We start from the raw sequence: 22,950 nt of genomic DNA on the forward strand, positions 1-22,950 counted from the left end.
TTTCGTGCTCACCGTCCGTGCTCTTCCGCCGACGCAATGCACGCAACTCCTCGTAGAACGCCCATTTCTTTCCGATAAGGCGTCAATTGCGACGGGGTGAGCGATCACCCTTTCGTGTGCTTTTCACCAAAGACCTCAAGGGAGTTGAGAACGCAGCCGACAAAGGATGCGTGAGTACCCTTGCGCACACCATGATGACCGCCGCCCGCTCCGCCGACTCCGGCCTCGCCGGACCGGGCGAACTCGACCGCTACCCCTACGCCGAGCGCCCCGGTGTCGACCGCGTGGGCCTCCCCGCCTGGGACGGCGCGGACCCCGAGCTGGGACGCGTGGGCCGACGCGCCGCCGGGAGTCGCGGCCGCGGACTGCACGGCCAACTCGTCCAGCAGCTCGGCCAGATGATCGTCTCCGGGGACCTGGGCGCGGATCGCCCGCTCGTGCCCGAGGAGATCGGCCAGCGATTCGAGGTCTCCCGCACCGTCGTCCGTGAATCCCTGCGCGTCCTGGAGGCCAAGGGCCTGGTCAGCGCCCGGCCGAACGTCGGCACGCGCGTCCGCCCCGTCAGCGACTGGAACCTGCTCGACCCGGACATCATCGAGTGGCGGGCCTTCGGTCCGCAGCGTGACGACCAGCGGCGCGAGCTCAGTGAACTGCGCTGGACGATCGAGCCGCTCGCCGCGCGCCTCGCCGCCGGGCACGGTCGCGACGACGTCCAGCAGCGCCTCGGGGACATGGTCGAGCTCATGGGCCATGCCATGGCCCAGGGCGACCCGCTGACCTTCTCGCGCGCGGACGCCGAGTTCCACTCGCTGCTCATCCAGGTCGCGGGCAACCGCATGCTGGAGCACCTCTCCGGGATCGTCTCCGCCGCCCTCCAGGTCTCCGGCGGGCCGGTCACCGGATGCGACCGGCCGACCGAGTCGACGCTGGCGCACCACGGCCGCATCGTCGACGCGCTCGCCGCAGGCGACGGAGGGGCGGCCGAGGGGGCCATGCGGCAACTGCTCACCGTCCACCCCGAGGTGGAGCGTGTGGTGCCCGCGCCGCGCGAGCACTGACGGCGCCCGGAGCGGGACAAGGGCGCCGCGGTCGGGGTGTAGTTCCCCTCCGGGGCGTCGTTCCACCGGCGGACCGTGCCGCCGGGCCCCATCGGATCCCCCTGGGATTCGGCGGGTCCGGCGGCGCGACGCCGGAGCCATGAGGCGGCCCGTCGTGCCGGGGCGCCTCGTCTCGTCGTGGCCGGGCGGTGGGTCGGCCGGGAGCGGTGTGGCCCGGCGCGACGGGTGTTCCCGTAGGGGCCCGCGGATCCCGCCGAGGGCGGTGATCCACATTGAGGAGTTCATTCGGGAATCGTTCGGGTACCTGTCTGAATAGAACCGATTGTGGCCTTGATCGATTACCTCTGGCAGTGTCTGACCGCTTTTGAGTGCTTACGGGGTGTGACTCGGGCCACGCAGATTGGGCGTAACGCTCGTGGGAACAGCGCGATGACCTAAGAGGTGACAGCCGCGGAGGGAATACGGACGCCGTTCACGGCGCTGTGCCTCTTCCCGGCCCCCGCCCGCACCGTCGGCCCACTCCCAAGCCGGTGGTCGGCTCCTGTCCGCAGTGGACGGGGCCGGAAGCCGTTTTCCAACGTTCCGAGAGGTTGTTCGTGTCGGCCAGCACATCCCGTACGCTCCCGCCGGAGATCGCCGAGTCCGTCTCTGTCATGGCGCTCATTGAGCGGGGAAAGGCTGAGGGGCAGATCGCCGGCGACGATGTGCGTCGGGCCTTCGAAGCTGACCAGATTCCGGCCACTCAGTGGAAGAACGTACTGCGCAGCCTCAACCAGATCCTCGAGGAAGAGGGTGTGACGCTGATGGTCAGTGCCGCGGAGCCCAAGCGCACCCGAAAGAGCGTCGCAGCGAAGAGTCCGGCCAAGCGCACCGCCACCAAGACGGTCGCGGCGAAGACGGTGACCACCAAGAAGGCCACCGCGACAGCCGCCCCCGCGGTGCCTGCGGCCGATGCCTCCGCCGAGGACGCCGCACCCGCCAAGAAGGCCGCCGCCAAGAAGGCGGTCGCCAAGAAGGCGGCCCCCGCCAAGAAGACCGTCGCCGCCAAGAAGACGGCGGCCAAGAAGACCACCGCAAAGAAGGACGACGTCGAGCTGATCGACGAAGAGGTCCTGGAGGAGACCCCGGGCGCCAAGCCGGGCGAGGAGCCCGAGGGCACCGAGAGCGCCGGCTTCGTCCTGTCCGACGAGGACGAGGACGACGCGCCCGCCCAGCAGGTCGCGGCCGCCGGTGCCACCGCCGACCCGGTCAAGGACTACCTCAAGCAGATCGGTAAGGTCCCGCTGCTCAACGCCGAGCAGGAGGTCGAGCTCGCCAAGCGTATCGAGGCCGGTCTGTTCGCCGAGGACAAGCTGGCCAACGCCGACAAGCTCGCCCCCAAGCTCAAGCGTGAGCTGGAGATCATCGCCGAGGACGGCCGCCGCGCCAAGAACCACCTCCTGGAGGCCAACCTCCGTCTGGTGGTCTCCCTGGCCAAGCGCTACACCGGCCGCGGCATGCTCTTCCTGGACCTGATCCAGGAAGGCAACCTCGGTCTGATCCGCGCGGTCGAGAAGTTCGACTACACCAAGGGCTACAAGTTCTCCACGTACGCCACCTGGTGGATCCGTCAGGCGATCACCCGCGCCATGGCCGACCAGGCCCGCACCATCCGTATCCCGGTGCACATGGTCGAGGTCATCAACAAGCTGGCGCGTGTGCAGCGTCAGATGCTCCAGGACCTGGGCCGCGAGCCCACCCCGGAGGAGCTGGCCAAGGAACTCGACATGACCCCGGAGAAGGTCATCGAGGTCCAGAAGTACGGCCGCGAGCCCATCTCCCTGCACACCCCGCTGGGCGAGGACGGCGACAGCGAGTTCGGTGACCTCATCGAGGACTCCGAGGCCGTCGTCCCGGCCGACGCGGTCAGCTTCACGCTTCTGCAGGAGCAGCTCCACTCGGTGCTGGACACCCTGTCCGAGCGCGAGGCGGGCGTCGTCTCCATGCGCTTCGGCCTCACCGACGGTCAGCCGAAGACCCTCGACGAGATCGGCAAGGTCTACGGCGTGACGCGTGAGCGGATCCGCCAGATCGAGTCCAAGACGATGTCGAAGCTGCGTCACCCGTCCCGCTCGCAGGTGCTGCGCGACTACCTCGACTAGGGGGTGTTTCGAAAGTCCTGTGCGGTGCCCGCGGTGTCCGGTGCGTGCTCTCGGCGTGCCGGACGAAAGCCCTCGTACTGGACGTACTTGGGGTTTCGGCCGGTGCGGCGAGAGTGCGTGCCGGGCGCCGTGGGTGCTGTGCGGGACTTTCGAAACACCCCCTAGGCTTGTTCTTTTTCTTTCGGTCTCGAACGGTGTCTCGAACTGGGTCGCTCACCTGGGGATTCGCCGGACGTGGGGGCGGCCTTCGTCTGATCCTGTGCTCCGACCAAGGTGCACGTGACCACGACGAAGGCCGTGAGGGTGAGTCTGCTGCGTGATGCTGTCCGGAGTGAAGCGTTCGCGGAAGCGTCACGCTTCCGGGGCGAGTTCTACGAGTGTCTGACGGCTCGGCGCGACGAGTTGTTCGAACTCACCGACGCGGTGCTGTGTGCGGAGGGGGCGGTGAAGTCCCCGGTGGATCTGACGCTGCTGCCCGAGCATCGTCGTGGGCACGGCGCGATGTACGGCGGACTGAACCACGGACGGATCGATGTCGGCCGGCTGCGGACCGTGCTGGCCGGGCTGTCGCTGCCGCGTTTCGACGGCGGGCGCCTGGTCCTGGCGGTCGACGTGTCGCCGTGGCTTCGCTCGGACGCGCCGTGCTCGGCCGAGCGGCTGTTCTGCCACGTATACGGCCGCGCGAAGACGGCGTCACAGTTCATTCCGGGCTGGCCCTATTCCTTCGTGGCCGTGCTGGAGCCGGGCGCCACGTCCTGGACCGCGATCCTGGACGCGGTCCGGCTCGGCCCGGCGGACGACGCGACCGCCATCACCGCCGCCCAGCTGCGGGGCGTCGTGGAGCGGCTCGTCACCGCTGGCCAGTGGCAGACCGGGGACCCGCATATCGTGATCGTCAGCGACGCCGGCTATGACGTCACCCGCCTGGCGTGGGTCCTGCGTGACCTGCCCGTCGAGCTGGTCGGCAGGGTCCGGTCCGACCGCGTCATGCGGTTGCCGAAGCCGTCCCGCCGGCCGGGGACGAATGGCCGGCCGCCCAAGCACGGCCCGGAGTTCCGCTTCACCAGGCCGGAGACCTGGCCCGAGCCCGCGATCACCACCGTCACCGACACCAGCAACTACGGCAAGGCCGAGACTCAGGCATGGGACCGAGTCCACCCAAGGCTCACCCACCGCTCGTCCTGGCTCGACCACGACGGTGAACTACCCCTGGTTGAGGGCACGTTGATTCGACTGAAGGTCGAGCACCTGTCAAAGGAACGAGACGCGCCGCCGGTGTGGTTATGGTCCTCGAAGACCGGCGCCACCCCGGACGATGTGGACCGTTTCTGGCAGGCATTTCTCCGTCGATTCGATCTGGAGCACACCTTCCGCTTCGCAAAACAGACCCTCGGCTGGACCACCCCGAAGCTCCGTACTCCCGAGGCGGCGGACCGCTGGACCTGGATCCTGATCGTCGCTCACACCCAGCTCCGGCTCGCCCGACCGCTCGCTACGGACCTCCGCCGGCCCTGGGAGAAACCCACCACCCCGGACCGGCTCAGCCCGGCCCGGGTCCGCCGGGGGTTCAGGAACATCCGCGCTCACCTCGCCTGCCCGGCCCGCGTTCCCAAACCCCAAGGCGCCGGCCCCGGACGCCCACCCGGCGCCAAGAACAGACACCGGGCACCCCGCTACGACGTCGGCAAGACCGTCAAACGCCCCGAGACCCTCAAGGCCATCGGCAAGCCCGGAAGATCTTGGTAGATAAAGAACAAGCTAGGCGCGCGCCACCGGCTCGCGCGGTCGGTCCGAAGGCCCGGTTCCCTCGAAGGGGCCGGGCCTTCGGCGTGTGTGCGGCATGCGAAAGCCGGTCCTGTGGATCACTCTGGGTGTGCCACCCAAAGACCCGGAGTGAGGAGCGCGCATGCGTCGATCGTTCGCCCGACTGCTGGCCGTCGCGGCCACCACGGCCGTCATACCGCTGGTGTCACCGCCACCGGCGACGGCCGAGGTCGTCATCGGCGGTCATCCGGTCGAGATCTCCCAGGCGCCCTGGACGGTGGCGCTCTCCAGCCGTGACCGGTTCGGAGGTACGCGGGCCGGACAGTTCTGCGGCGGTGTCCTGGTCGGCCCCACGACGGTGCTGACGGCCGCGCACTGCCTCAGCGAGGGCGTCCTGGGGGGACCGCCGGAACGCGTCCCCGACCTGCGGGTCATCTCCGGTCGCGCCGAGCTGCAGTCAGCCGAGGGCGCGGAGATCCCGGTGAGCGGCGCCTGGGTCAATCCCGAGTACGACCCCTATACGAACGCGGGGGACTTCGCGGTGGTCACCCTCGCCGCGCCGCTGCCCGAGAGCTCCGTCATCGCACTGGCGGGCGCGGGGGACGCGGCGTACGCGCCGGGCACGCCGGCGGCGGTCTACGGCTGGGGGGACACCACGGGCGCCGGGGACTACACACAGGGTCTGCGGGCCGCCTCGGTGCAGGTACTGGCCGACGCCGTCTGCGAGCGGGCCTATCCCGGCAGCGCCGAGGGCCGGTACCAGTCCGACTCCATGGTGTGTGCCGGGGAGCAGAACGGCGGCCGGGACGCCTGCCAGGGGGACAGCGGAGGGCCGCTGGTCGCCCGGGGGAAGCTGATCGGCCTCGTGTCGTGGGGCAGCGGCTGTGGGCTCGCCGGGAATCCCGGCGTCTACACCAGGGGCTCGTACGTGGCCCGGGTGCTGGCGGTAAGCCGCTGAGACGGCGCTGAGGCGCCGTACGCGGTCACGCGCCCCCGCGAGGGCGGGACGAGAGCGGGCGGCCACCCCGTGGGTACGGGAGTGGCCGCCCGGTCACCGGCCTCAAGCCGGTGGCGGCTCGTCGTCAGGTGCGAAGCGTCAGCGCTCGTCCTCTTCTGCGGTCGCGGGAACGGCCGTGAGCCGCTCCGTCTCGTCCTGTATCTCCGCGGCGATCTTCTTGAGCTCCGGCTCGAACTTGCGGCCGTGGTGGGCGCAGAACAGCAGCTCTCCACCGCTCAGCAGGACGACGCGCAGATAGGCCTGGGCGCCGCAGCGGTCGCATCGGTCAGCGGCCGTCAGCGGGGTCGCGGGGGTCAGAACAGTAGTCACGTCGCCTCTTCTCTAGCTCGACGAGCTGTCGTACCAGGGTCAACATCCAACCAGGCCGAAAACGTTCCCGCTCGCGGCTTTAACTCGAAAAAATCTTTCCGGGCCGGCTGTCTGCTGCCGGTTGGCGGCGAATGGGCCGTAGTGCGTGTCTTCGTGTCGTACGGGTTCGCGCTGTCTGTCAGTCGTTCTTCGGTGGTTCTGGCGGTTGTTCTTTCGGTTGTACGGTCCTCCCGGCTGGGTTGCCGGTTGTTCATGAGGACGTGCCCGGAGCCTAAATGGTTCATGCCTGGAAGGGAACGTGATATGTACTTCACCCCATCGAGGGATCGAACGCGTATGCGACTCTGGACTACTCTGAGTTTCGGACGAGGGTTGCGTTACAACGGCTCTACCAGGCCTCGGTACCCTCGGAGCGGCAACAGAGCCCGGCCCCTTACCCAAAAGGGCCTCACCTGAAATTCAGCGAGGAGCGAACCGCGTGACCGCCGATACGTCCGTGCCGTCCACAGCGCTGCTGACCGGAGCAGACCGGGACGGTTCCAACTACACCGCGCGGCACCTGCTCGTCCTCGAGGGGCTCGAGGCCGTGCGGAAGCGCCCCGGCATGTACATCGGCTCGACCGACAGTCGAGGCCTGATGCACTGCCTGTGGGAAATCATCGACAACTCCGTGGACGAGGCCCTCGGAGGCTACTGCGACCACATCGAGGTGATCCTCCACGACGACGCCTCCGTGGAGGTGCGGGACAACGGCCGTGGCATCCCGGTCGACGTCGAGCCCAAGACCGGCCTGTCCGGTGTCGAGGTCGTCATGACCAAGCTGCACGCCGGCGGCAAGTTCGGCGGCGGCTCGTACGCGGCCTCGGGTGGTCTGCACGGCGTGGGCGCCTCCGTGGTGAACGCGCTCTCCGCCCGCCTGGACGTCGAGGTCGACCGCAACGGCGGCACCCACGCCATCAGCTTCCGGCGCGGCGTCCCCGGCGCCTTCGCGGGCAACGGACCGGACGCCAAGTTCGAGGCGACCGGAGGTCTGCGCAAGGGCAAGCGGATCCCGAAGACGCGCACCGGCACGCGCGTGCGCTACTGGGCCGACCGCCAGATCTTCCTCAAGGACGCCAAGCTCTCACTGGAGAACCTGCACCAGCGCGCCCGCCAGACCGCCTTTCTCGTGCCCGGTCTGACGATCGTCGTCCGGGACGAGTTCGGCCTCGGCGAGGGCGGGAGCAAGGGCGAGGAGTCGTTCCGCTTCGACGGCGGCATCAGCGAGTTCTGCGAGTACCTGGCCTCCGACAAGCCGGTCTGCGACGTCCTCCGCTTCTCCGGGCAGGGCACCTTCAGGGAGACCGTGCCCGTCCTGGACGAGCACGGTCAGATGACGCCCACGCAGGTCACCCGCGAACTCGGCGTCGATGTCGCCATGCGCTGGGGCACCGGCTACGACACGACCCTCAAGTCGTTCGTGAACATCATCGCCACCCCCAAGGGCGGCACCCACGTCGCGGGCTTCGAGCAGGCCGTGGCCGCCACGATGAACGAGGTGCTGCGCGCCAAGAAGATGCTGCGCGTGGCCGAGGACGACATCGTCAAGGACGACGCCCTCGAAGGCCTGACCGCCGTCGTCACCGTGCGGCTCGCCGAGCCGCAGTTCGAGGGCCAGACCAAGGAGGTCCTGGGCACCTCGGCGGCCCGGCGCATCGTGACGCAGGTGGTCGCCAAGGAGCTCAAGGCGTTCCTGACCTCCGCCAAGCGGGACGCCGCCGCCCAGGCGCGGGTCGTCATGGAGAAGGCCGTCGCCGCCGCTCGGACGCGCATCGCCGCACGTCAGCACAAGGACGCGCAGCGTCGGAAGACCGCGCTGGAATCGTCCTCGCTACCGGCCAAGCTGGCCGACTGCCGCAGCGACGACGTGGAGCGCAGCGAGCTGTTCATCGTCGAGGGTGACTCGGCGCTCGGTACGGCCAAGCTCGCCCGGAACTCCGAGTTCCAGGCGCTGCTGCCGATCCGGGGCAAGATCCTCAACGTCCAGAAGTCGTCCGTGACCGACATGCTCAAGAACGCCGAGTGCGGCGCGATCATCCAGGTCATAGGGGCGGGCTCGGGGCGGACCTTCGACATCGACGCCGCCCGCTACGGCAAGATCATCATGATGACCGACGCCGATGTGGACGGGTCGCACATCCGGTGTCTGCTGTTGACGCTCTTCCAGCGGTACATGCGGCCGATGGTCGAGGCGGGACGCGTCTTCGCGGCGGTGCCCCCGCTGCACCGGATCGAGCTGGTCCAGCCGAAGAAGGGCCAGGACAAGTACGTCTACACGTACTCGGACCGTGAGCTGCGCGACAAGCTGCTGGAGTTCCAGAGCAAGGGCGTCCGGTACAAGGACTCCATCCAGCGCTACAAGGGTCTCGGCGAGATGGACGCGGACCAGCTGGCGGAGACCACGATGGACCCGCGCCACCGCACGCTGCGGCGGATCAACCTGTCGGACCTGGAGGCGGCGGAGCAGGTCTTCGACCTGCTGATGGGCAACGACGTCGCACCGCGCAAGGAGTTCATCTCCAGCTCCGCGGCGACGCTGGACCGGTCGCGCATCGACGCGTAGCCGCCGCGCCGCGCCGGACCCGGGGCACCTGTCCCGGCCCGGCGGGCGCGTCGGGGGCGCGCTCCCTCGGCCCGTACGTGAACCCGGTGGGCCTCCTGCGTCGCAAGTGCGGGAGGCCCACCGGGGTTTCACCTGATGGGGTGAACAATCGGGAAGAGGTACGTCAGGGGTCCTTCCGTTCTGTCCATGCTTGGGCATGCAGTCAAGCACCGGCCGTCCCCGTCGAAGCGGGGGTGGTTCTGAGAGCCCGGTTGAGCAGCACGAGGGGCACGGCCTCGCCAGCGCGGACGTGCGGTTCGACGATCCCTGGTACGACGCGCTGGCCTCCGGCTGGGGGGAGTTGGACGGCGCAGGCGGACCGGCCGCGGTCACGGCCGACGCGCGGGAGAGCCGCGGCGAGGGCACGGCGGACGTCTATCTGGAGGTCCAGCGGAGCGCGGCCTTCCAGGAGGTGCGCAGTCGCTACCGCAGGTTCGTGATCCCGGGTGTCGCCGTCTTCTTCACCTGGTACGTGGCCTACGTCGTGGCGGCGACCACCGCCCCGGAGCTGATGGCACGCCCGGTGGCGGGAGCGGTGAACGTGGCGATGCTGGCGGGGCTCGGGCAGTTCCTCACCACGTTCCTGTTCACCTGGGCCTACGCGCGCCACGCGAGGCTGCGCCGGGACCGGGCGGCGCTCGATCTGCGCTGGGACACCCAGGAGTTGACGCGCGGTGTCCGAGGGGGTGCGCGGTGACCGCTGATCATCAGACGCTGGCACTGGTGCTGTTCAGCGCGTTCGTGGCGGTCACGTTGGGCATCACCACGTGGGTGAGCCGCCATCGGCATGGCTCCGCCGAGGAGTTCTACGCCGGCGGGCGGCTCTTCTCGCCCATGGAGAATGGTTTTGCCATCGCGGGCGACTACATGTCCGCCGCTTCCTTCCTCGGCATCTCCGGGCTCATCGCGCTCTTCGGGTACGACGGGCTGCTCTACTCCGTGGGCTTCCTGGTGGCCTGGCTCGTGGTGCTGTTCCTGGTGGCCGAACTGGTGCGCAACTGCGGGCGGTTCACACTCGCCGACGTCGTCGCGGCGCGGATGAACGAGCGGCCGGTGCGGATCGCCGCGGGGACCTCCTCGGTTGCCGTGTCCGTTCTGTACCTGGTGGCGCAGATGGTGGGCGCGGGCACCCTTGTCGCGCTGCTGCTGGGGGGAGAGGGTGAGGCGGCGCAGACCTGGACGGTCATCGGGGTCGGCGCGCTCATGGTCGTCTACGTGTCGTTGGGCGGAATGCGGGCCACCACCTGGATTCAGATCGTGAAAGCGGTCCTGCTGATGGGCGGGGCGATCGCCCTGACCGTGCTCGTACTGGTGCGGTTCCACGGCGACTTCGACCAGTTGCTGCGGACGGCGGCCGAGCGCAGCGGACACGGCGACGCGTTCCTCGCACCCGGGCTGCGGTACGGCGGGGACTGGACCGCGCGGTTCGACTTCATCAGCCTCGGGCTCGCCCTGGTGCTGGGCACCGCCGGGCTGCCGCACATCCTGTCCCGCTTCTACACGGTGCCCACGGCGCGAGCCGCACGCCGCTCGGTCGTCTGGTCGATCGGTCTCATCGGCGGCTTCTATCTGATGACGATCGTGCTGGGCTTCGGCGCGGCCGCCATCGTCGGCCCGGAGGCCGTGCGGGGCTCCAACGCCGCCGGGAACACCGCGGTTCCGCTGCTGGCCCTGGACCTGGGCGGCGGTGCCGACTCCACCGGTGGAACGGTTCTGTTCGCGATCGTCGCGGCCATCGCCTTCGCCACGATCCTCGCGGTCGTCGCCGGGATCACCCTTGCGTCGTCGGCGTCCGTCGCCCATGACCTGTACGCCTCGTTGCGGCGCAGGCGTTCGAAGCCGCGCAGTGAGGTCGCGGTGGCACGGACGGCCGCCGTCGGTATCGGCGTGGTCGCGATCGGGCTGGGGCTGCTGGCCAAGGATCTGAACGTGGCCTTCCTCGTCGGCCTGGCCTTCGCGGTCGCCGCCTCCGCCAACCTGCCCGTCCTGCTGTACTCGCTGTTCTGGCGGAGGTTCACCACACGGGGGGCGGTGTGGTCCGTCTACGGCGGACTGATCCCCTCCGTGGTCCTCGTGCTGCTGTCGCCGGTGGCTTCCGGAGGCGCCGACTCGTTGTTCCCCGGTCTCGACTTCCAGTACTTCCCCCTGCAGAACCCCGGGATCGTCTCCATCCCGCTGGGCTTCCTCGCCGGCTGGCTCGGCACGGTCACCTCCGCCGAGCCGCCCGACGCGGCGAAGCACGCGGAGACGGAGGTGCGGTCGCTCACGGGCGCGGGGGCGGTGTGAGCGCTCCGGAGACCACGCCCGTTCCTCAGGCGCGCGTCGCCCACTCGTAGCGGTGTTCCGGGCGGCCGGCGTCACCGTACTTGAGGGTCAGCCGGGCCCGGCCGGTGCGTTCCAGGAGCTTCAGATAGCGCTGGGCGGTCTGGCGGCTCAAGCCCGTCCGCTCGGCGATCTCCTGGGCGGACAGCGCGCCCTCGGCGCTCATCAGGGCACGGCGCACGAGCTCGGTGGTGGTGGGGGAGTGCCCCTTGGGCAGGTCCGGTTCGCCGCTTGCCGAGAGTGCGCCGAAGATCCGGTCGACCTCGGCCTGTTCGGCCTCCCCGCCGCCGTCCAGGGTGCGCCGCAGCTCCGCGTAGGCCTCCAGCTTCGCCCGCAGCCCGGCGAACGCGAACGGTTTCACCAGGTACTGCAGCGCGCCCTGGCGCATCGCGGCCTGGACGGTCGAGACGTCACGGGCCGCCGTCACCATGATCACGTCGGTCTCGTGGCCCCGACGGCGCATCTCCTGCACGACCACGAGGCCCGTGCCGTCCGGCAGATAGTGGTCCAGGAGGACCAGATCCACGTGCGGCGACGTCTCCAGCAGGTGCAACGCCTCCGCCGCGCTGTGGGCCACACCGGCGACGTGGAAACCGGCGACCTTCTCCACGTAGGCGGCGTTGACGCGGGCGACCCTGGCGTCGTCGTCCACGATCAGGACCTCGATCATCGCGACTCCTTGTCGGCGACAGTGACGGCGGCTTCGGTTTCCTGCTGCGGGCCCGGCTCGGCGAGTGCGTCCGGCAGGACGACGGTGAACTCGGCGCCGCCGCCCTCCGCCTCGCCGACCCGGGCGCTGCCCCCCTGCCGTTCGGCGAGCCGGCGGACCAGGGAGAGCCCGATGCCGCGTTCGCGATGGGTCGGCCGCGTCTTGGTGGACCAGCCGTCCGCGAAGATCAACTCCCGTTTGTCGGGCGGGACCCCGGGGCCCGTGTCCCGTATCCGGAGGATCGCCGTGCGGCCCTCGGCGCGCAGATCGACCTCCACGCGTGCGTGCGGTGTGCCCGCGACGGCGTCCAGGGCGTTGTCGACGAGGTTGCCGACGACGGTGACCAGCCCTCGGGGGTCGATCAGCCGGTCCGGAAGCATCGTGCCGCCCGCGATCGACAGGGCCACCCCGCGCTCGGCCGCGACGGTCGCCTTGCCGACCAGCACCGCTGCCAGCAGCGGATCGTGAATCTTCTCGGTGACCTGCTCGGCGGTCGCACGGTGGTCGCCGACCACCTCGCCGACGAACTCCACCGCCTCGTCGTACATCTCCAGTTCGAGCAGGCCGAGGAGCGTGTGCATCCGGTTGGCGTGTTCGTGGTCCTGGGCACGCAGGGCGTCCGTCAGGCCGCGCGTGGAGTCGAGTTCACGGCCCAGCTGCTCCAACTCGGTGCGGTCGCGCAGGGTGGCGACGGCGCCCCCGTCGTCCGTGGGCATGCGGTTGGCGACCAGCACGCGGTGGCCCCGCACGGTCAGCAGATCGGTGCCCGTGACCCGGCCCGCCAGCACGTCGGTCGTACGGCCGGGCCCGAGCGCGTCGTCGAGCGACCTGCCGACCGCCTCGTCACCGATCCCGAGCAGCCGTCGAGCCTCGTCGTTGAGGAGGCGCACGCGTCCGGCGCGGTCCAGCGCGACCACGCCCTCCCGGATGCCGTGCAGCATCGCCTCGCGCTCCGCCAGCAGCCCCGCGATGTCGGAGAAGGCCAGGTCACGGGTCTGGCGGTGAACTCGCCGGGAGATCAGATACGCGGCCAGCGCCCCGACCGCCATGGCCCCGCCGGCGTACGCCAGGAGCCCGGGGATCGCGTGGATCAGCCGGGCGCGCACACTGTCGTACTCGATCCCCACCGAGACGGCGCCGACGATCGTCCCGTCGGTGTCGCGCAGCGGCACCTTGCCCCGGGCCGAGCGCCCGAGGGTCCCCGAGTCGATCTCCATGACCTCGTTCCCTGCCAGGGCCCGGCGCGGGTCGGTGGAGACGAGCCCGCCGATCTCCGCGGGGTCGGGGTGGGACCAGCGCACCCCGTCCCGGTCCATCACGACCACGTACTCGGCCCCGCTCGCCTTCCGGATCCGCTCCGCCTCGACCTGCACGGGACCGTTCACGGACGGTTTCGTCGAGAGCAGGTCCTCCGCGATCTGCGGTTGGGCCGCCGTGGTCTGGGCTATGGCGAGGGCCCGGCGCATCGCCTGGTCGTCCAGCTGGTCGCTGAGCGGTGCGAGGAACAGCCCGGTCGCGAGGACGGCGACACCGGCGGCGATCGCCACCTGCATCAGCAGGACCTGCGAGAACACCCGCCGCGGCATACCGAGACGCAGACGACGCGCGGGTGGAGGGGGGCTCATACCCATGACGGTACGTGGACGGGGTGCGCCGGACGTAGTGGGGTGTGGCGCGGATCTCATCCGCCCGGTGTTTGCGCGACGACGTGACCTGGAACGGTTCGCCGGGGAGGGGCCGGGTTCTGCGGATGGACCGTGCCGCGGGCTGGCCGTGCGCCGGTCGGCTAGCAGAGGGCGCCCGCCGGTGTCAGCTCGCTCACGGTCAGCACGTCCATGCGCGCCGGGGAGCCCAGCGCGGAACCGCAGCTCTCCTGGCGGGGCGGCTCGGCGGTGCCCCGGGCGACGGTCACGGTCCAGCGGCGGCCGTCGGTGTGGGCGACGACGACGTCCCAGCGGGGAGCCGCGCCGTCCGTGCGCACGACGGTCAGCGCGCCGGCGGTCTCCTCGCCGACCTCCGTGCGCACCGCGAGTTCGGCGGCCTGCCCGGGGCGTCCCCAGGCGGAACTGCCGCGGCACCCCTCGGTGACGACGCGGCCTTCCCGCACGCCTTGGAGGACCTCCTTGACGTGATGGGCCTCGGCGCGGCCGTACACGTATCCGAAAGGCAGTACGAGCAGGGTCGGGGAGAAGCGGTGACCACCCAGATGAGTGACTTCCCAGGTGCCCTCGACCCCGGAGGCGGCCAGTTCGGCGGCGAGCGGTCGGCCGAGGACCGCGCAGCAGCGGTCGCGCTTGCCGTTGGTGCAGACGAGTGCGAGAGGGTCGCCCGTGTGGGGCCGGCCGCGCAGAACCGTCCCGACGGTGTGGTGGTCCCCCCGGCCGAGTGCGGCGAGATCGAGGTCGAGCAGCCGCTCGGGGGCGGACGTCGTGGCGCTGTGCAGCCAGATGTTTCCGGGTGCGGTGTGGGCCACGAACACCTGGCGCTCACGGACCTCGCGGCAGTCCGCGTGGCGGCCGGGGCGCCGGATGAGCGCCACGCGTACGCCGGTGCCCTCCGCCGCGGCTTCGAGGGCGCGGCCGAGCACGGGGTCGAGATGGCTGGAGGTGAGCGCCTTGGCGCCCCAGGGACCAGGCTGTTCCAGCAGCAGCCATGTCCTCGCCGTGGCGGCGGTCCCCGCGAGAGGCTCGTCGAGGTGTCGGGACGCGGATGTGCACGTACTCACAGAGGTGAGCCTAACCTGACTTGCTCGCGGCCGAACTCCGGCTGGGCCGAAGGGGGAATGCATGGCGTCCGCAAGGGTTCGCGAGGGGCGGCGGCCCGAGGGGCCCGCGCTGTAGTGCAGGCGAGCCCCCGTTCAGGATCAGGCGTCGGGGATGTCCGACTTTGCCCGGATGAGAGTCTCGCGGCTGATGACCACGATCCTCTCGTGGTCAGCGCGCGAGGCGTCGGCAGGGAGCTCGGGGTCGAGTTTCTCTGTCCGATCTGTCCCGATTACTGCGAAGTTACCGTCCTGCAGTTCGAAGATGTCTGGGCACGTCTGCCCCGCGGCACTGCCCCTCTCGCGGGGCGACGCACCGATGCGGCGCACGATTTTCAACGGGTCGATCCTTGGGTCGTTGGTAGTGATACGAGCGGGGTTAACTCTGCCCCAAGAACCCGGTTGTTGCGCATGCATCGAAGGTGCGATGGAGTGAAGTCGGGGGTGGGGGTCGCGCTGTGTGACGCGAGCGCCGTGCGAGGTGAAGTGCCTTACTCGGCGGGAGGTTCGCCCACGACCCACCACTCGTCCGTGCTCGCTTCCTCCAGGTCGTTGATCAGCGTGTCGACCATCCTGCCGATCTCCGACTCCTCCGAGTCCTCCTTCAGGCTCGACCGGTGGTGGCGCGTGGCGGCCCAGTAGTCGCGCATCAGCGTGCTCTGGAAGATGCCGCGGAGGTGCCCGTACAGCTCGGCCCGGCTGAAGACGCCCACCCGGTAGCCCTGGAGGACGTGGGTGTACAGGAGATTGGCGAAGAGGTACTGCCGTTGCCGGTCCGTGGACAACTCCTCCTCGTAGGCGTTCAGGACGGGTAACAAGGTCGGATCCGCGGCAGCCTTCATGACCAGGTCGAAGTTGTGCCGCTGGTAGGCGATCAGTGCCGCGCGCTGGTCCGTCTCGCGTTCCAGCCGTTCCAAGCGCCGAAGCAGGGTGCCGATGCGCCGCTCCACGACGAACGCGCTCAGCGCTCCCGCCGCGAAGGCGAGACCCGCGGCCGCGGCGGGGCCGAGTCCCTGCGCCCCATGATTCTGTGTGGTCATGTCAATCCCCGATTCAGGCGGCCGTCCGCCGGTCGTCGGGTGTGGGTCGACAGGTTGGGGACCGGCGAGCGGTGGGCGGCGCTTGCCGTCTCCCAGTGTCGCCGAGAGGTGCTCGTCCACCGGGAGGCGGAGAGGAGGCGCACGGAAGGATGCGTGGGTCGCGCGACCCGGCGCCATGCCCATCGTGTGCCCCACGGGCGCCGCTGACAACCGCTCACTCGGCGAGGTGCGCGGGCCCCCTCGTATCCTGGTGCGGCATTCGATCGACCCCTGAGGGCAACGGTGTGGGAGAGGGCGCGTGTTGAGCCAGTCGTCGTGCCGGGAGGGCGCGTGTTGAGTCCGTCGTCGAGCCGGGTTCAGGGGCCGAGGTCACAGCCGCGGCAGATCCCCGTGGTCGTCCTCGCCGGGTTCCTCGGTTCCGGTAAGACCACCCTGCTCAACCACCTCCTCCACCGCAGCGGAGGCAGCCGTATCGGCGCCGTGGTCAACGACTTCGGCGCGATCGAGATCGACGCGATGGCCGTGGCCGGGGCGCTCGGGGACTCCACCGTGTCCCTGGGCAACGGGTGTCTGTGCTGTGCCGTCGACGTCAGTGAGCTGGACGTGTATCTGGAGCGGCTCGCCCACCCCTCCGCCGGGATCGACGTCATCGTCATCGAGGCGAGCGGGCTCGCCGAGCCGCAGGAACTCGTGCGGATGGTGCTGGCCAGCGAGAACCCCCGAGTGGTGTACGGCGGGCTCGTCGAGGTCGTCGACGCGGCCGAGTTCACGCGGACGCGGCAGCGGCATCCGGAGATCGACCGCCATCTCGCCATCGCCGACCTCGTCGTCGTCAACAAGCTCGACCGGGCCGAGGACGGGGAGGGGGCCCTGGCGCTCGTCCGCTCGCTCAGCGAGCGTGCGGCGGTCGTGCCCGCCACCTACGGGCGCGTCGATCCCGAGTTCCTGTTCGACTGCAGGCCCTCCGAGGAGCGCATCGGCCAGCTCTCCTTCGACGACCTGCACCGGCACGACCACGACGGGCAGCACCAGGACGGGGCCGACCACGCCGGGCATCTGCACACCGGCTACGACAGCGTCTCCTTCGTCTCCGACGTGCCGCTCGACCCCCGACGGCTCATGGAGTTCCTGGACGGGCGTGCCGACGGGCTCTACCGCATCAAGGGGTACGTCGACTTCGGGCCGTACGACCCGCGCAACCGCTACGCCGTGCACGCCGTCGGGCGGTTTCTGCGGTTCTATCCCGAGCCGTGGGCGAGCGGTGAGCGGAGCCGTCTCAGTCGGCTCGTGCTCATCGGCGCCGGAATCGACACCTCGGCCCTGACCAAGGAGTTGGAGGAGTGCAGAGGCGAGAAGGACGCCCCGCACGCCGACGAGCACGGCATGTGGGGCGTCCTTCGCTACGTCCGGGAGGCAGAGGCCGACGAACCCGAAGCCTCCTACGAACCCGAAGCCTCCTACGAACCCGAAGCCTCCTACGAACCCGAGGCCCCCTACGCTCCCGAGGCCTCATACGAACCCGACGCGTCTTACGACGGCGTCTGAGGCATCGGCCTCACACCGGCCCCGCCACCGAGGCCACCGTCTTGCCCAGGGAGACACCCGAGCCGTCTCGGCGCGGGTCCATCTCCGGGAGGTCCGCCGGGGTGCCGTTCTTCTGCGCGGCACGGGCCGGGGCCGGGCCCGCCCAGGCGACGGACAGGCAGTCCTCGCCCTTGAGGAACCGCTGGCAGCGGACACCGCCCGTGGCGCGTCCCTTGCGGGGGTACTGGTCGAACGGAGTCAGCTTGGCCGTGGTCTGGACGGAGTCGTCCAGGGTGCCCCGGGAACCGGCGACGGTGAACACCACCGCGTCCACGGCCGGGTCGACGGCCGTGAAGGAGATGACCTTCGCACCCTCGGTGAGCTTGATGCCCGCCATACCGCCGGCCGGGCGGCCCTGCGGGCGGACCTGGGCGGCCTGGTAGCGCAGCAACTGGGCATCGTCCGTGATGAAGACCAGATCCTCCTCGCCGGTGCGCAGTTCGATCGCGCCGACGATCCGGTCGCCCTCCTTGAGGGTGATGACCTCCAGCTCCTCCTTGTTGGACGGGTAGTCGGGGACCACGCGCTTGACGACACCCTGCTCGGTGCCGATGGCCAGCCCGGGCGAGGACTCGTCGAGCGTCATCAGACAGATGACCGTCTCGCCGTCCTGGAGGGAGAGGAACTCCGCGAGCGGCGCGCCGCCCGAGAGGTTGGGGGCCGCCGCCGTGTCCGGCAGCTGCGGCAGGTCCACCACGTTCAGGCGCAGCAGACGGCCGGTGGAGGTCACCGCGCCCACCTCGCCCCGGGCCGTCGCCGGGACCGCCGAGACGATGACGTCGTGCTTGGTGCGCTTGCCGTCCTCGTCCGCCGCGAAGGGCTCACCGCTGGCCGTACGGGCCAGCAGCCCCGTCGACGACAGCAGCACCCGGCACGGGTCGTCCGCCACCTGGAGCGGAACCGCGGCCACCTGGGTGCCCGAGGACTCCAGCAGCACCGTACGGCGCTCGGTGCCGAACTTCTTCGCCACCGCGGCCAGTTCGCCGGAGACCAGCTTGCGCAGCTCCGCGTCCGACTCCAGGATCCGGGTCAGCTCGGCGATCTCGGCGTTGAGCCGCTCCTTCTCGGACTCCAGCTCGATGCGGTCGAACCGGGTGAGACGGCGCAGCGGGGTGTCGAGGATGTACTGCGTCTGGATGTCCGACAGCGCGAAGCGCTCCATCAGGCGCTCCTTGGCCTGCGCGGAGTTGTCGCTGGAGCGGATCAGCCGGATGACCTCGTCGATGTCCAGCAGCGCGGTGAGCAGACCCTCGACCAGGTGCAGACGGTCGCGCTTCTTGCCGCGGCGGAACTCCGAGCGGCGCCGGACGACCTCGAAACGGTGGTCGAGGTAGACCTCCAGCAGTTCCTTCAGGCCCAGGGTGAGGGGCTGGCCGTCGACCAGGGCCACGTTGTTGATGCCGAAGGACTCCTCCATCGGCGTGAGCTTGTACAGCTGCTCCAGGACGGCCTCCGGCACGAAGCCGTTCTTGATCTCGATGACGAGACGCAGACCGTGGGCGCGGTCGGTGAGGTCCTTGACATCGGCGATGCCCTGCAACTTCTTCGCGCCGACCAGGTCCTTGATCTTGGCGATCACCTTCTCCGGGCCGACGGTGAACGGCAGTTCGGTGACGATCAGGCCCTTGCGGCGTGCCGTGACGTTGTCCACCGTCACCGTGGCACGGATCTTGAAGGTGCCGCGGCCCGTCGCGTACGCGTCCTTGATGCCGGAGAGGCCGACGATCCGGCCGCCGGTGGGCAGGTCCGGGCCCGGGACGTGCTTCATCAGCGTGTCCAGGTCGGCGTTCGGGTACCGGATGAGGTGGCGGGCGGCCGCGATGACCTCGCCCAGGTTGTGCGGCGGCATGTTGGTGGCCATACCGACGGCGATCCCGGACGCGCCGTTGACCAGCAGGTTCGGGAAGGCGGCGGGCAGCGCCACCGGCTCCTGCTCCTGGCCGTCGTAGTTGGGCGCGAAGTCGACCGTGTTCTCCTCGATCGACTCCGTCATCAGGCTCGTCGCGTCGGCCATCCGGCACTCGGTGTACCGCATGGCGGCCGGCGGGTCGTCGTTGCCCAGGGAGCCGAAGTTCCCGTGGCCGTCGACCAGGGGGAGCCGCATGGAGAAGGGCTGGGCGAGGCGCACCAGGGCGTCGTAGATCGAGGAGTCGCCGTGTGGGTGCAACTTACCCATGACCTCGCCGACGACGCGGGCGCACTTCACATAGCCGCGGTCGGGGCGCAGGCCCATCTCGTTCATCTGGTAGACGATCCGGCGGTGCACCGGCTTCAGGCCGTCGCGGGCGTCGGGCAGGGCTCGGGAGTAGATGACCGAGTACGCGTACTCCAGGAAGGAGCCCTGCATCTCGTCGACGACGTCGATGTCGAGGATCCGCTCCTCGAACGCGTCGTCGGGCGGCGGGGTCTTCGTGCTGCGGCGGGCCATCGCTGCCGGCTCCTCTTTTTCTGGTCGCTCACCTACGGGGCGCTCACGTCTCCAGTTCACTCTCACCGAGAGGTGAACGGGATCTGACGCGCACCATTGTGGACTGCCGCACTGACAAGCCCGACACGACCCGGCGCCGACCGCCGGGCACGCCCTCCCGAGCCGCCGCTTCAACAGCGTGGGCCGACTTTAACCAGTGACCGTCGCCCGCAACCCCCGTCTCGCTCTCGGCGTACCGGCCCCGGGAACTTCTCCAGGCCTCCGCGCGCTTGCATACAGTGGCAGGACCGGCAGGAGAACAGCGGATTCCGCGACGATTCCACGACGGACAGACCACGGATTCCGCGACCACAGCACAGCGATCGAAGGGACGTACCGCCCATGGGTCACACGGCCACAGCCGAGGCCGGCTCCGAAGGCCTGACAGTGAGGGAGCACCGCCTGGACAACGGCCTGCGCGTGGTGCTCTCCGAGGACCACCTGACCCCGGTCGCCGCGGTGTGCCTCTGGTACGACGTCGGATCGCGCCACGAGGTCGCGGGCCGCACGGGCCTCGCCCACCTCTTCGAGCACCTGATGTTCCAGGGCTCCGGCCAGGTCAAGGACAACGGCCACTTCGAGCTGGTCCAGGGCGCGGGCGGTTCGCTGAACGGCACCACCAGCTGGGAGCGCACCAACTACTTCGAGACCATGCCCACCCACCAGCTGGAGCTCGCGCTGTGGCTGGAGGCCGACCGCATGGGCAGTCTGCTGCTCGCGCTCGACCAGAAGAATCTGGACAACCAGCGGGCCGTCGTCAAGAACGAGCGCCGCCAGCGGTACGACAACGTGCCCTACGGCACCGCCTTCGAGAAGATCTTCCGCCTGGCCTACCCCGAGGGCCACCCCTACCGGCACACGCCGATCGGTTCGATGGAGGACCTGGAGGCGGCCAGCCTGGAGGACGCCCAGCAGTTCTTCCGGACCTACTACGCGCCCAACAACGCGGTCCTGTCGGTCGTCGGCGACATCGACCCCGAGCAGACGCTCGCGTGGATCGAGAAGTACTTCGGCTCCATCCCGTCCTACGACGGCAAGCCCGCGCCCCGTGACGGCGCGCTGCCCGACGTCATGGGCGAGCAGCAGCGCGAGGTGGTCGAGGAGAACGTGCCCGCGCGCGCGTTGATGGCCGCCTACCGGCTGCCGGAGGACGGCACGCGCGCGTGCGACGCGGCGGACCTGGCCCTCACCATCCTCGGCGGCGGAGAGTCCTCCCGCCTCTACAACCGGCTCGTACGCCGTGACCGCACGGCCGTGACGGCCGGCTTCGGGCTGCTGCGGCTCGCCGGAGCGCCCTCCATGGCGTGGATGGACGTGAAGACCTCCGGCGACGTCGAGGTGCCCGTCATCGAGGCCGCCGTCGACGAGGAGCTCGCCCGGTTCGCGGCCGAGGGTCCCACGGCCGAGGAGATGGAGCGCGCCCAGGCCCAGTTGGAGCGCGAGTGGCTGGACCGGCTCGGCACGGTCGCGGGCCGCGCCGACGAACTGTGCCGCTACGCGGTCCTGTTCGGCGACCCGAAGCTCGCCCTGACGGCCGTCGACCGGGTCCTGGAGGTGACGGCCGACGAGGTCCAGAAGATCGCCAAGGCCCGCCTGAGGCCCGACAACCGCGCGGTGCTCGTCTACGAGCCCGTCGCGGGCGACGAGGGAGCCGAAGAGGAGACCGCCGCGGCCGAGGCCGCCGAAACCACCGACGAGACCGAGGAGTCGGCGAAGTGACCGAGCTCGCGACCATGGACTTCCACCCGCAGCCCCAGGCCGGCGAGGCCAGGCCCTGGGCGTTCCCGGCGCCCGAGCGCGGCGCCCTGGACAACGGCATGACCGTGCTGCGCTGTCACCGCCCCGGCCAGCAGGTCGTCGCCGTGGAGGTGCTCCTCGACGCTCCCCTGGACGCCGAGCCTGCCGGCATCGAGGGCGTCGCCACCATCATGACCAGGGCCTTCTCCGAGGGCACCGACAAGCACACGGCGGAGGAGTTCGCCGCCGAGCTGGAGCGGTGCGGCGCCACTCTGGACTCGCACGCCGACCACCCCGGTGTACGGCTGTCCCTCGAAGTGCCGGTGTCGCGGCTGGAGAAGGCCCTCGGCCTGCTCGCCGACGCCCTGCGGGCCCCCGCCTTCGAGGACGCCGAGATCGAGCGGCTGGTGGCCAACCGGCTCGACGAGATCCCGCACGAGACGGCCAACCCGGGCCGGCGGGCCGCCAAGGAGCTCTCCAAGCAGCTGTTCCCGGCCACCTCCCGGATGTCACGGCCCCGCCAGGGCACCGAGGAGACCGTCGAGGGCATCGACTCCGCGGCCGTACGCGCCTTCTACGAGCGCCACGTGCGCCCCGCGACGGCCACCGCCGTGGTCGTCGGCGACCTCACGGGCGTCGACCTCGACGCTCTGCTCGCCGACACCCTGGGCGCCTGGACCGGCTCCCCGGGTGCGCCGCGACCCGTGCCGTCGGTGACCGCCGACGACACCGGGCGCGTGATCATCGTGGACCGCCCCGGTTCCGTGCAGACCCAGTTGCTCATCGGCCGCGTGGGCGCCGACCGGCACGACCGCGTGTGGCCGGCGCAGGTGCTCGGCACCTACTGCCTAGGCGGCACCCTCACCTCCCGCCTGGACCGCGTCCTGCGCGAGGAGAAGGGCTACACGTACGGCGTGCGGGCGTTCGGCCAGGTGCTGCGGGCCGCGCCCGACGGTTCGGGCATCGCGATGCTCGCCATCAGCGGCTCCGTCGACACCCCCAACACCGGTCCGGCTCTCGACGACCTGTGGACGGTGCTGCGCACCCTCGCCGCCGAGGGCCTGACCGACGCCGAGCGCGACGTCGCCGTGCAGAACCTCGTCGGTGTGGCCCCCCTCAAGTTCGAGACGGCCGCGGCCGTGGCGAGCACGCTGGCCGACCAGGTCGAGCAGTACCTGCCGGACGACTACCAGTCGACGCTGTACCGCCAACTCGCCGCCACCGGCACCGTGGAGGCCACCGCGGCGGCCGTGAGCGCCTTCCCGGTGGACCGTCTGGTGACCGTCCTCGTCGGGGACGCCGCGCAGATCGAGGAGCCCGTCAGGGCCCTCGGAATCGGCGAAGTCACCGTCGTCCCGGCCGAGTAGAGGGCGACCGGACGGACGCGTGTCAGTGGGGC

At 70.2% G+C, this 22,950-nt stretch carries 17 protein-coding genes; 10 read left to right on the plus strand and 7 right to left on the minus strand.

Annotation, left to right across the window (positions count from 1 at the left end; translation table 11 throughout):
• Window positions 1-170 precede the first annotated feature (170 nt).
• The 4 genes from E4N62_RS06800 to E4N62_RS06815 all read left to right on the plus strand — a co-directional run bounded on the left by E4N62_RS06800 (window position 171) and on the right by E4N62_RS06815 (window position 5,921).
• Window positions 171-1,058, plus strand: a complete 888-nt coding sequence (locus E4N62_RS06800) for a FadR/GntR family transcriptional regulator (RefSeq protein ID WP_230212804.1) — start codon at window positions 171-173, stop codon at window positions 1,056-1,058.
• Between the two features lie 590 nt (window positions 1,059-1,648).
• Entirely contained in the window at window positions 1,649-3,199 is a 1,551-nt protein-coding gene (locus tag E4N62_RS06805; protein WP_230212813.1) for an RNA polymerase sigma factor, read from the plus strand.
• A gap of 303 nt (window positions 3,200-3,502) precedes the next feature.
• Window positions 3,503-4,945 carry an NF041680 family putative transposase gene (locus E4N62_RS06810; protein ID WP_308184939.1) on the plus strand — a complete coding sequence of 481 codons (1,443 nt, stop codon included), beginning with the start codon at window positions 3,503-3,505 and terminating at the stop codon, window positions 4,943-4,945.
• Window positions 4,946-5,105: 160 nt separating this feature from the next.
• Window positions 5,106-5,921, plus strand: coding sequence for a trypsin-like serine protease (locus tag E4N62_RS06815; RefSeq protein WP_230212818.1), 816 nt, complete (start codon window positions 5,106-5,108; stop codon window positions 5,919-5,921).
• 138 nt (window positions 5,922-6,059) lie between these two features.
• Here the strand turns inward: E4N62_RS06815 and E4N62_RS06820 are convergent, their stop codons facing one another.
• Window positions 6,060-6,290: a hypothetical protein gene (locus E4N62_RS06820; protein WP_184900160.1), complete on the minus strand. Its 231-nt coding sequence runs from the start codon at window positions 6,288-6,290 to the stop codon at window positions 6,060-6,062.
• A gap of 478 nt (window positions 6,291-6,768) precedes the next feature.
• On the opposite strand from E4N62_RS06820, the gene E4N62_RS06825 reads away from it, so the two are divergent.
• The 3 genes from E4N62_RS06825 (at window position 6,769) to E4N62_RS06835 (ending at window position 11,217) form a co-directional block, all read left to right on the plus strand.
• Window positions 6,769-8,892, plus strand: a complete 2,124-nt coding sequence (locus E4N62_RS06825; RefSeq protein ID WP_184900162.1) for a type IIA DNA topoisomerase subunit B — start codon at window positions 6,769-6,771, stop codon at window positions 8,890-8,892.
• Window positions 8,893-9,088: 196 nt separating this feature from the next.
• Window positions 9,089-9,628, plus strand: coding sequence for a DUF485 domain-containing protein (locus E4N62_RS06830; protein WP_230212820.1), 540 nt, complete (start codon window positions 9,089-9,091; stop codon window positions 9,626-9,628).
• Window positions 9,625-11,217: a cation acetate symporter gene (locus tag E4N62_RS06835; RefSeq protein ID WP_230212822.1), complete on the plus strand. Its 1,593-nt coding sequence runs from the start codon at window positions 9,625-9,627 to the stop codon at window positions 11,215-11,217. The genes E4N62_RS06830 and E4N62_RS06835 overlap by 4 nt, the downstream gene beginning before the upstream one ends.
• 25 nt (window positions 11,218-11,242) lie before the next feature.
• Here the strand turns inward: E4N62_RS06835 and E4N62_RS06840 are convergent, their stop codons facing one another.
• The 5 genes from E4N62_RS06840 to E4N62_RS06860 all read right to left on the minus strand — a co-directional run bounded on the left by E4N62_RS06840 (window position 11,243) and on the right by E4N62_RS06860 (window position 15,763).
• Window positions 11,243-11,923, minus strand: coding sequence for a response regulator (locus tag E4N62_RS06840; RefSeq protein WP_230212825.1), 681 nt, complete (start codon window positions 11,921-11,923; stop codon window positions 11,243-11,245).
• Window positions 11,920-13,587 carry a sensor histidine kinase gene (locus E4N62_RS06845; protein ID WP_230212827.1) on the minus strand — a complete coding sequence of 556 codons (1,668 nt, stop codon included), beginning with the start codon at window positions 13,585-13,587 and terminating at the stop codon, window positions 11,920-11,922. The genes E4N62_RS06840 and E4N62_RS06845 overlap by 4 nt, the downstream gene beginning before the upstream one ends.
• A 161-nt stretch (window positions 13,588-13,748) precedes the next feature.
• The gene (locus E4N62_RS06850) at window positions 13,749-14,687 is read right to left on the minus strand and encodes a sucrase ferredoxin (protein WP_230212829.1); all 939 of its coding nucleotides are present in this window, start codon (window positions 14,685-14,687) and stop codon (window positions 13,749-13,751) included.
• 138 nt (window positions 14,688-14,825) lie between these two features.
• Window positions 14,826-15,062: a hypothetical protein gene (locus E4N62_RS06855; RefSeq protein WP_230212831.1), complete on the minus strand. Its 237-nt coding sequence runs from the start codon at window positions 15,060-15,062 to the stop codon at window positions 14,826-14,828.
• A gap of 152 nt (window positions 15,063-15,214) precedes the next feature.
• Window positions 15,215-15,763, minus strand: a complete 549-nt coding sequence (locus E4N62_RS06860) for a DUF6082 family protein (protein ID WP_230212834.1) — start codon at window positions 15,761-15,763, stop codon at window positions 15,215-15,217.
• Between the two features lie 333 nt (window positions 15,764-16,096).
• Between E4N62_RS06860 and E4N62_RS06865 the strand changes: the two genes are divergently transcribed.
• Window positions 16,097-17,308, plus strand: coding sequence for a GTP-binding protein (locus E4N62_RS06865; RefSeq protein ID WP_230214046.1), 1,212 nt, complete (start codon window positions 16,097-16,099; stop codon window positions 17,306-17,308).
• A 10-nt stretch (window positions 17,309-17,318) separates the two neighbouring features.
• Here the strand turns inward: E4N62_RS06865 and E4N62_RS06870 are convergent, their stop codons facing one another.
• Window positions 17,319-19,775 (minus strand): DNA topoisomerase (ATP-hydrolyzing) subunit A, encoded by a 2,457-nt coding sequence (locus E4N62_RS06870; protein WP_230212836.1) that lies wholly within the window; start codon window positions 19,773-19,775, stop codon window positions 17,319-17,321.
• A 381-nt stretch (window positions 19,776-20,156) separates the two neighbouring features.
• Here E4N62_RS06870 and E4N62_RS06875 point away from each other — a divergent pair, with 381 nt between their 5' ends.
• The gene (locus tag E4N62_RS06875; RefSeq protein WP_230212838.1) at window positions 20,157-21,533 is read left to right on the plus strand and encodes a pitrilysin family protein; all 1,377 of its coding nucleotides are present in this window, start codon (window positions 20,157-20,159) and stop codon (window positions 21,531-21,533) included.
• Window positions 21,530-22,918: a pitrilysin family protein gene (locus E4N62_RS06880; RefSeq protein WP_230212840.1), complete on the plus strand. Its 1,389-nt coding sequence runs from the start codon at window positions 21,530-21,532 to the stop codon at window positions 22,916-22,918. Before E4N62_RS06875 ends, E4N62_RS06880 begins: the two co-directional genes overlap by 4 nt.
• Window positions 22,919-22,950: the final 32 nt, after the last annotated feature.

The sequence above is a fragment of the Streptomyces sp. MNU76 genome, assembly GCF_020982545.1.
GTDB lineage: Bacteria > Actinomycetota > Actinomycetes > Streptomycetales > Streptomycetaceae > Streptomyces.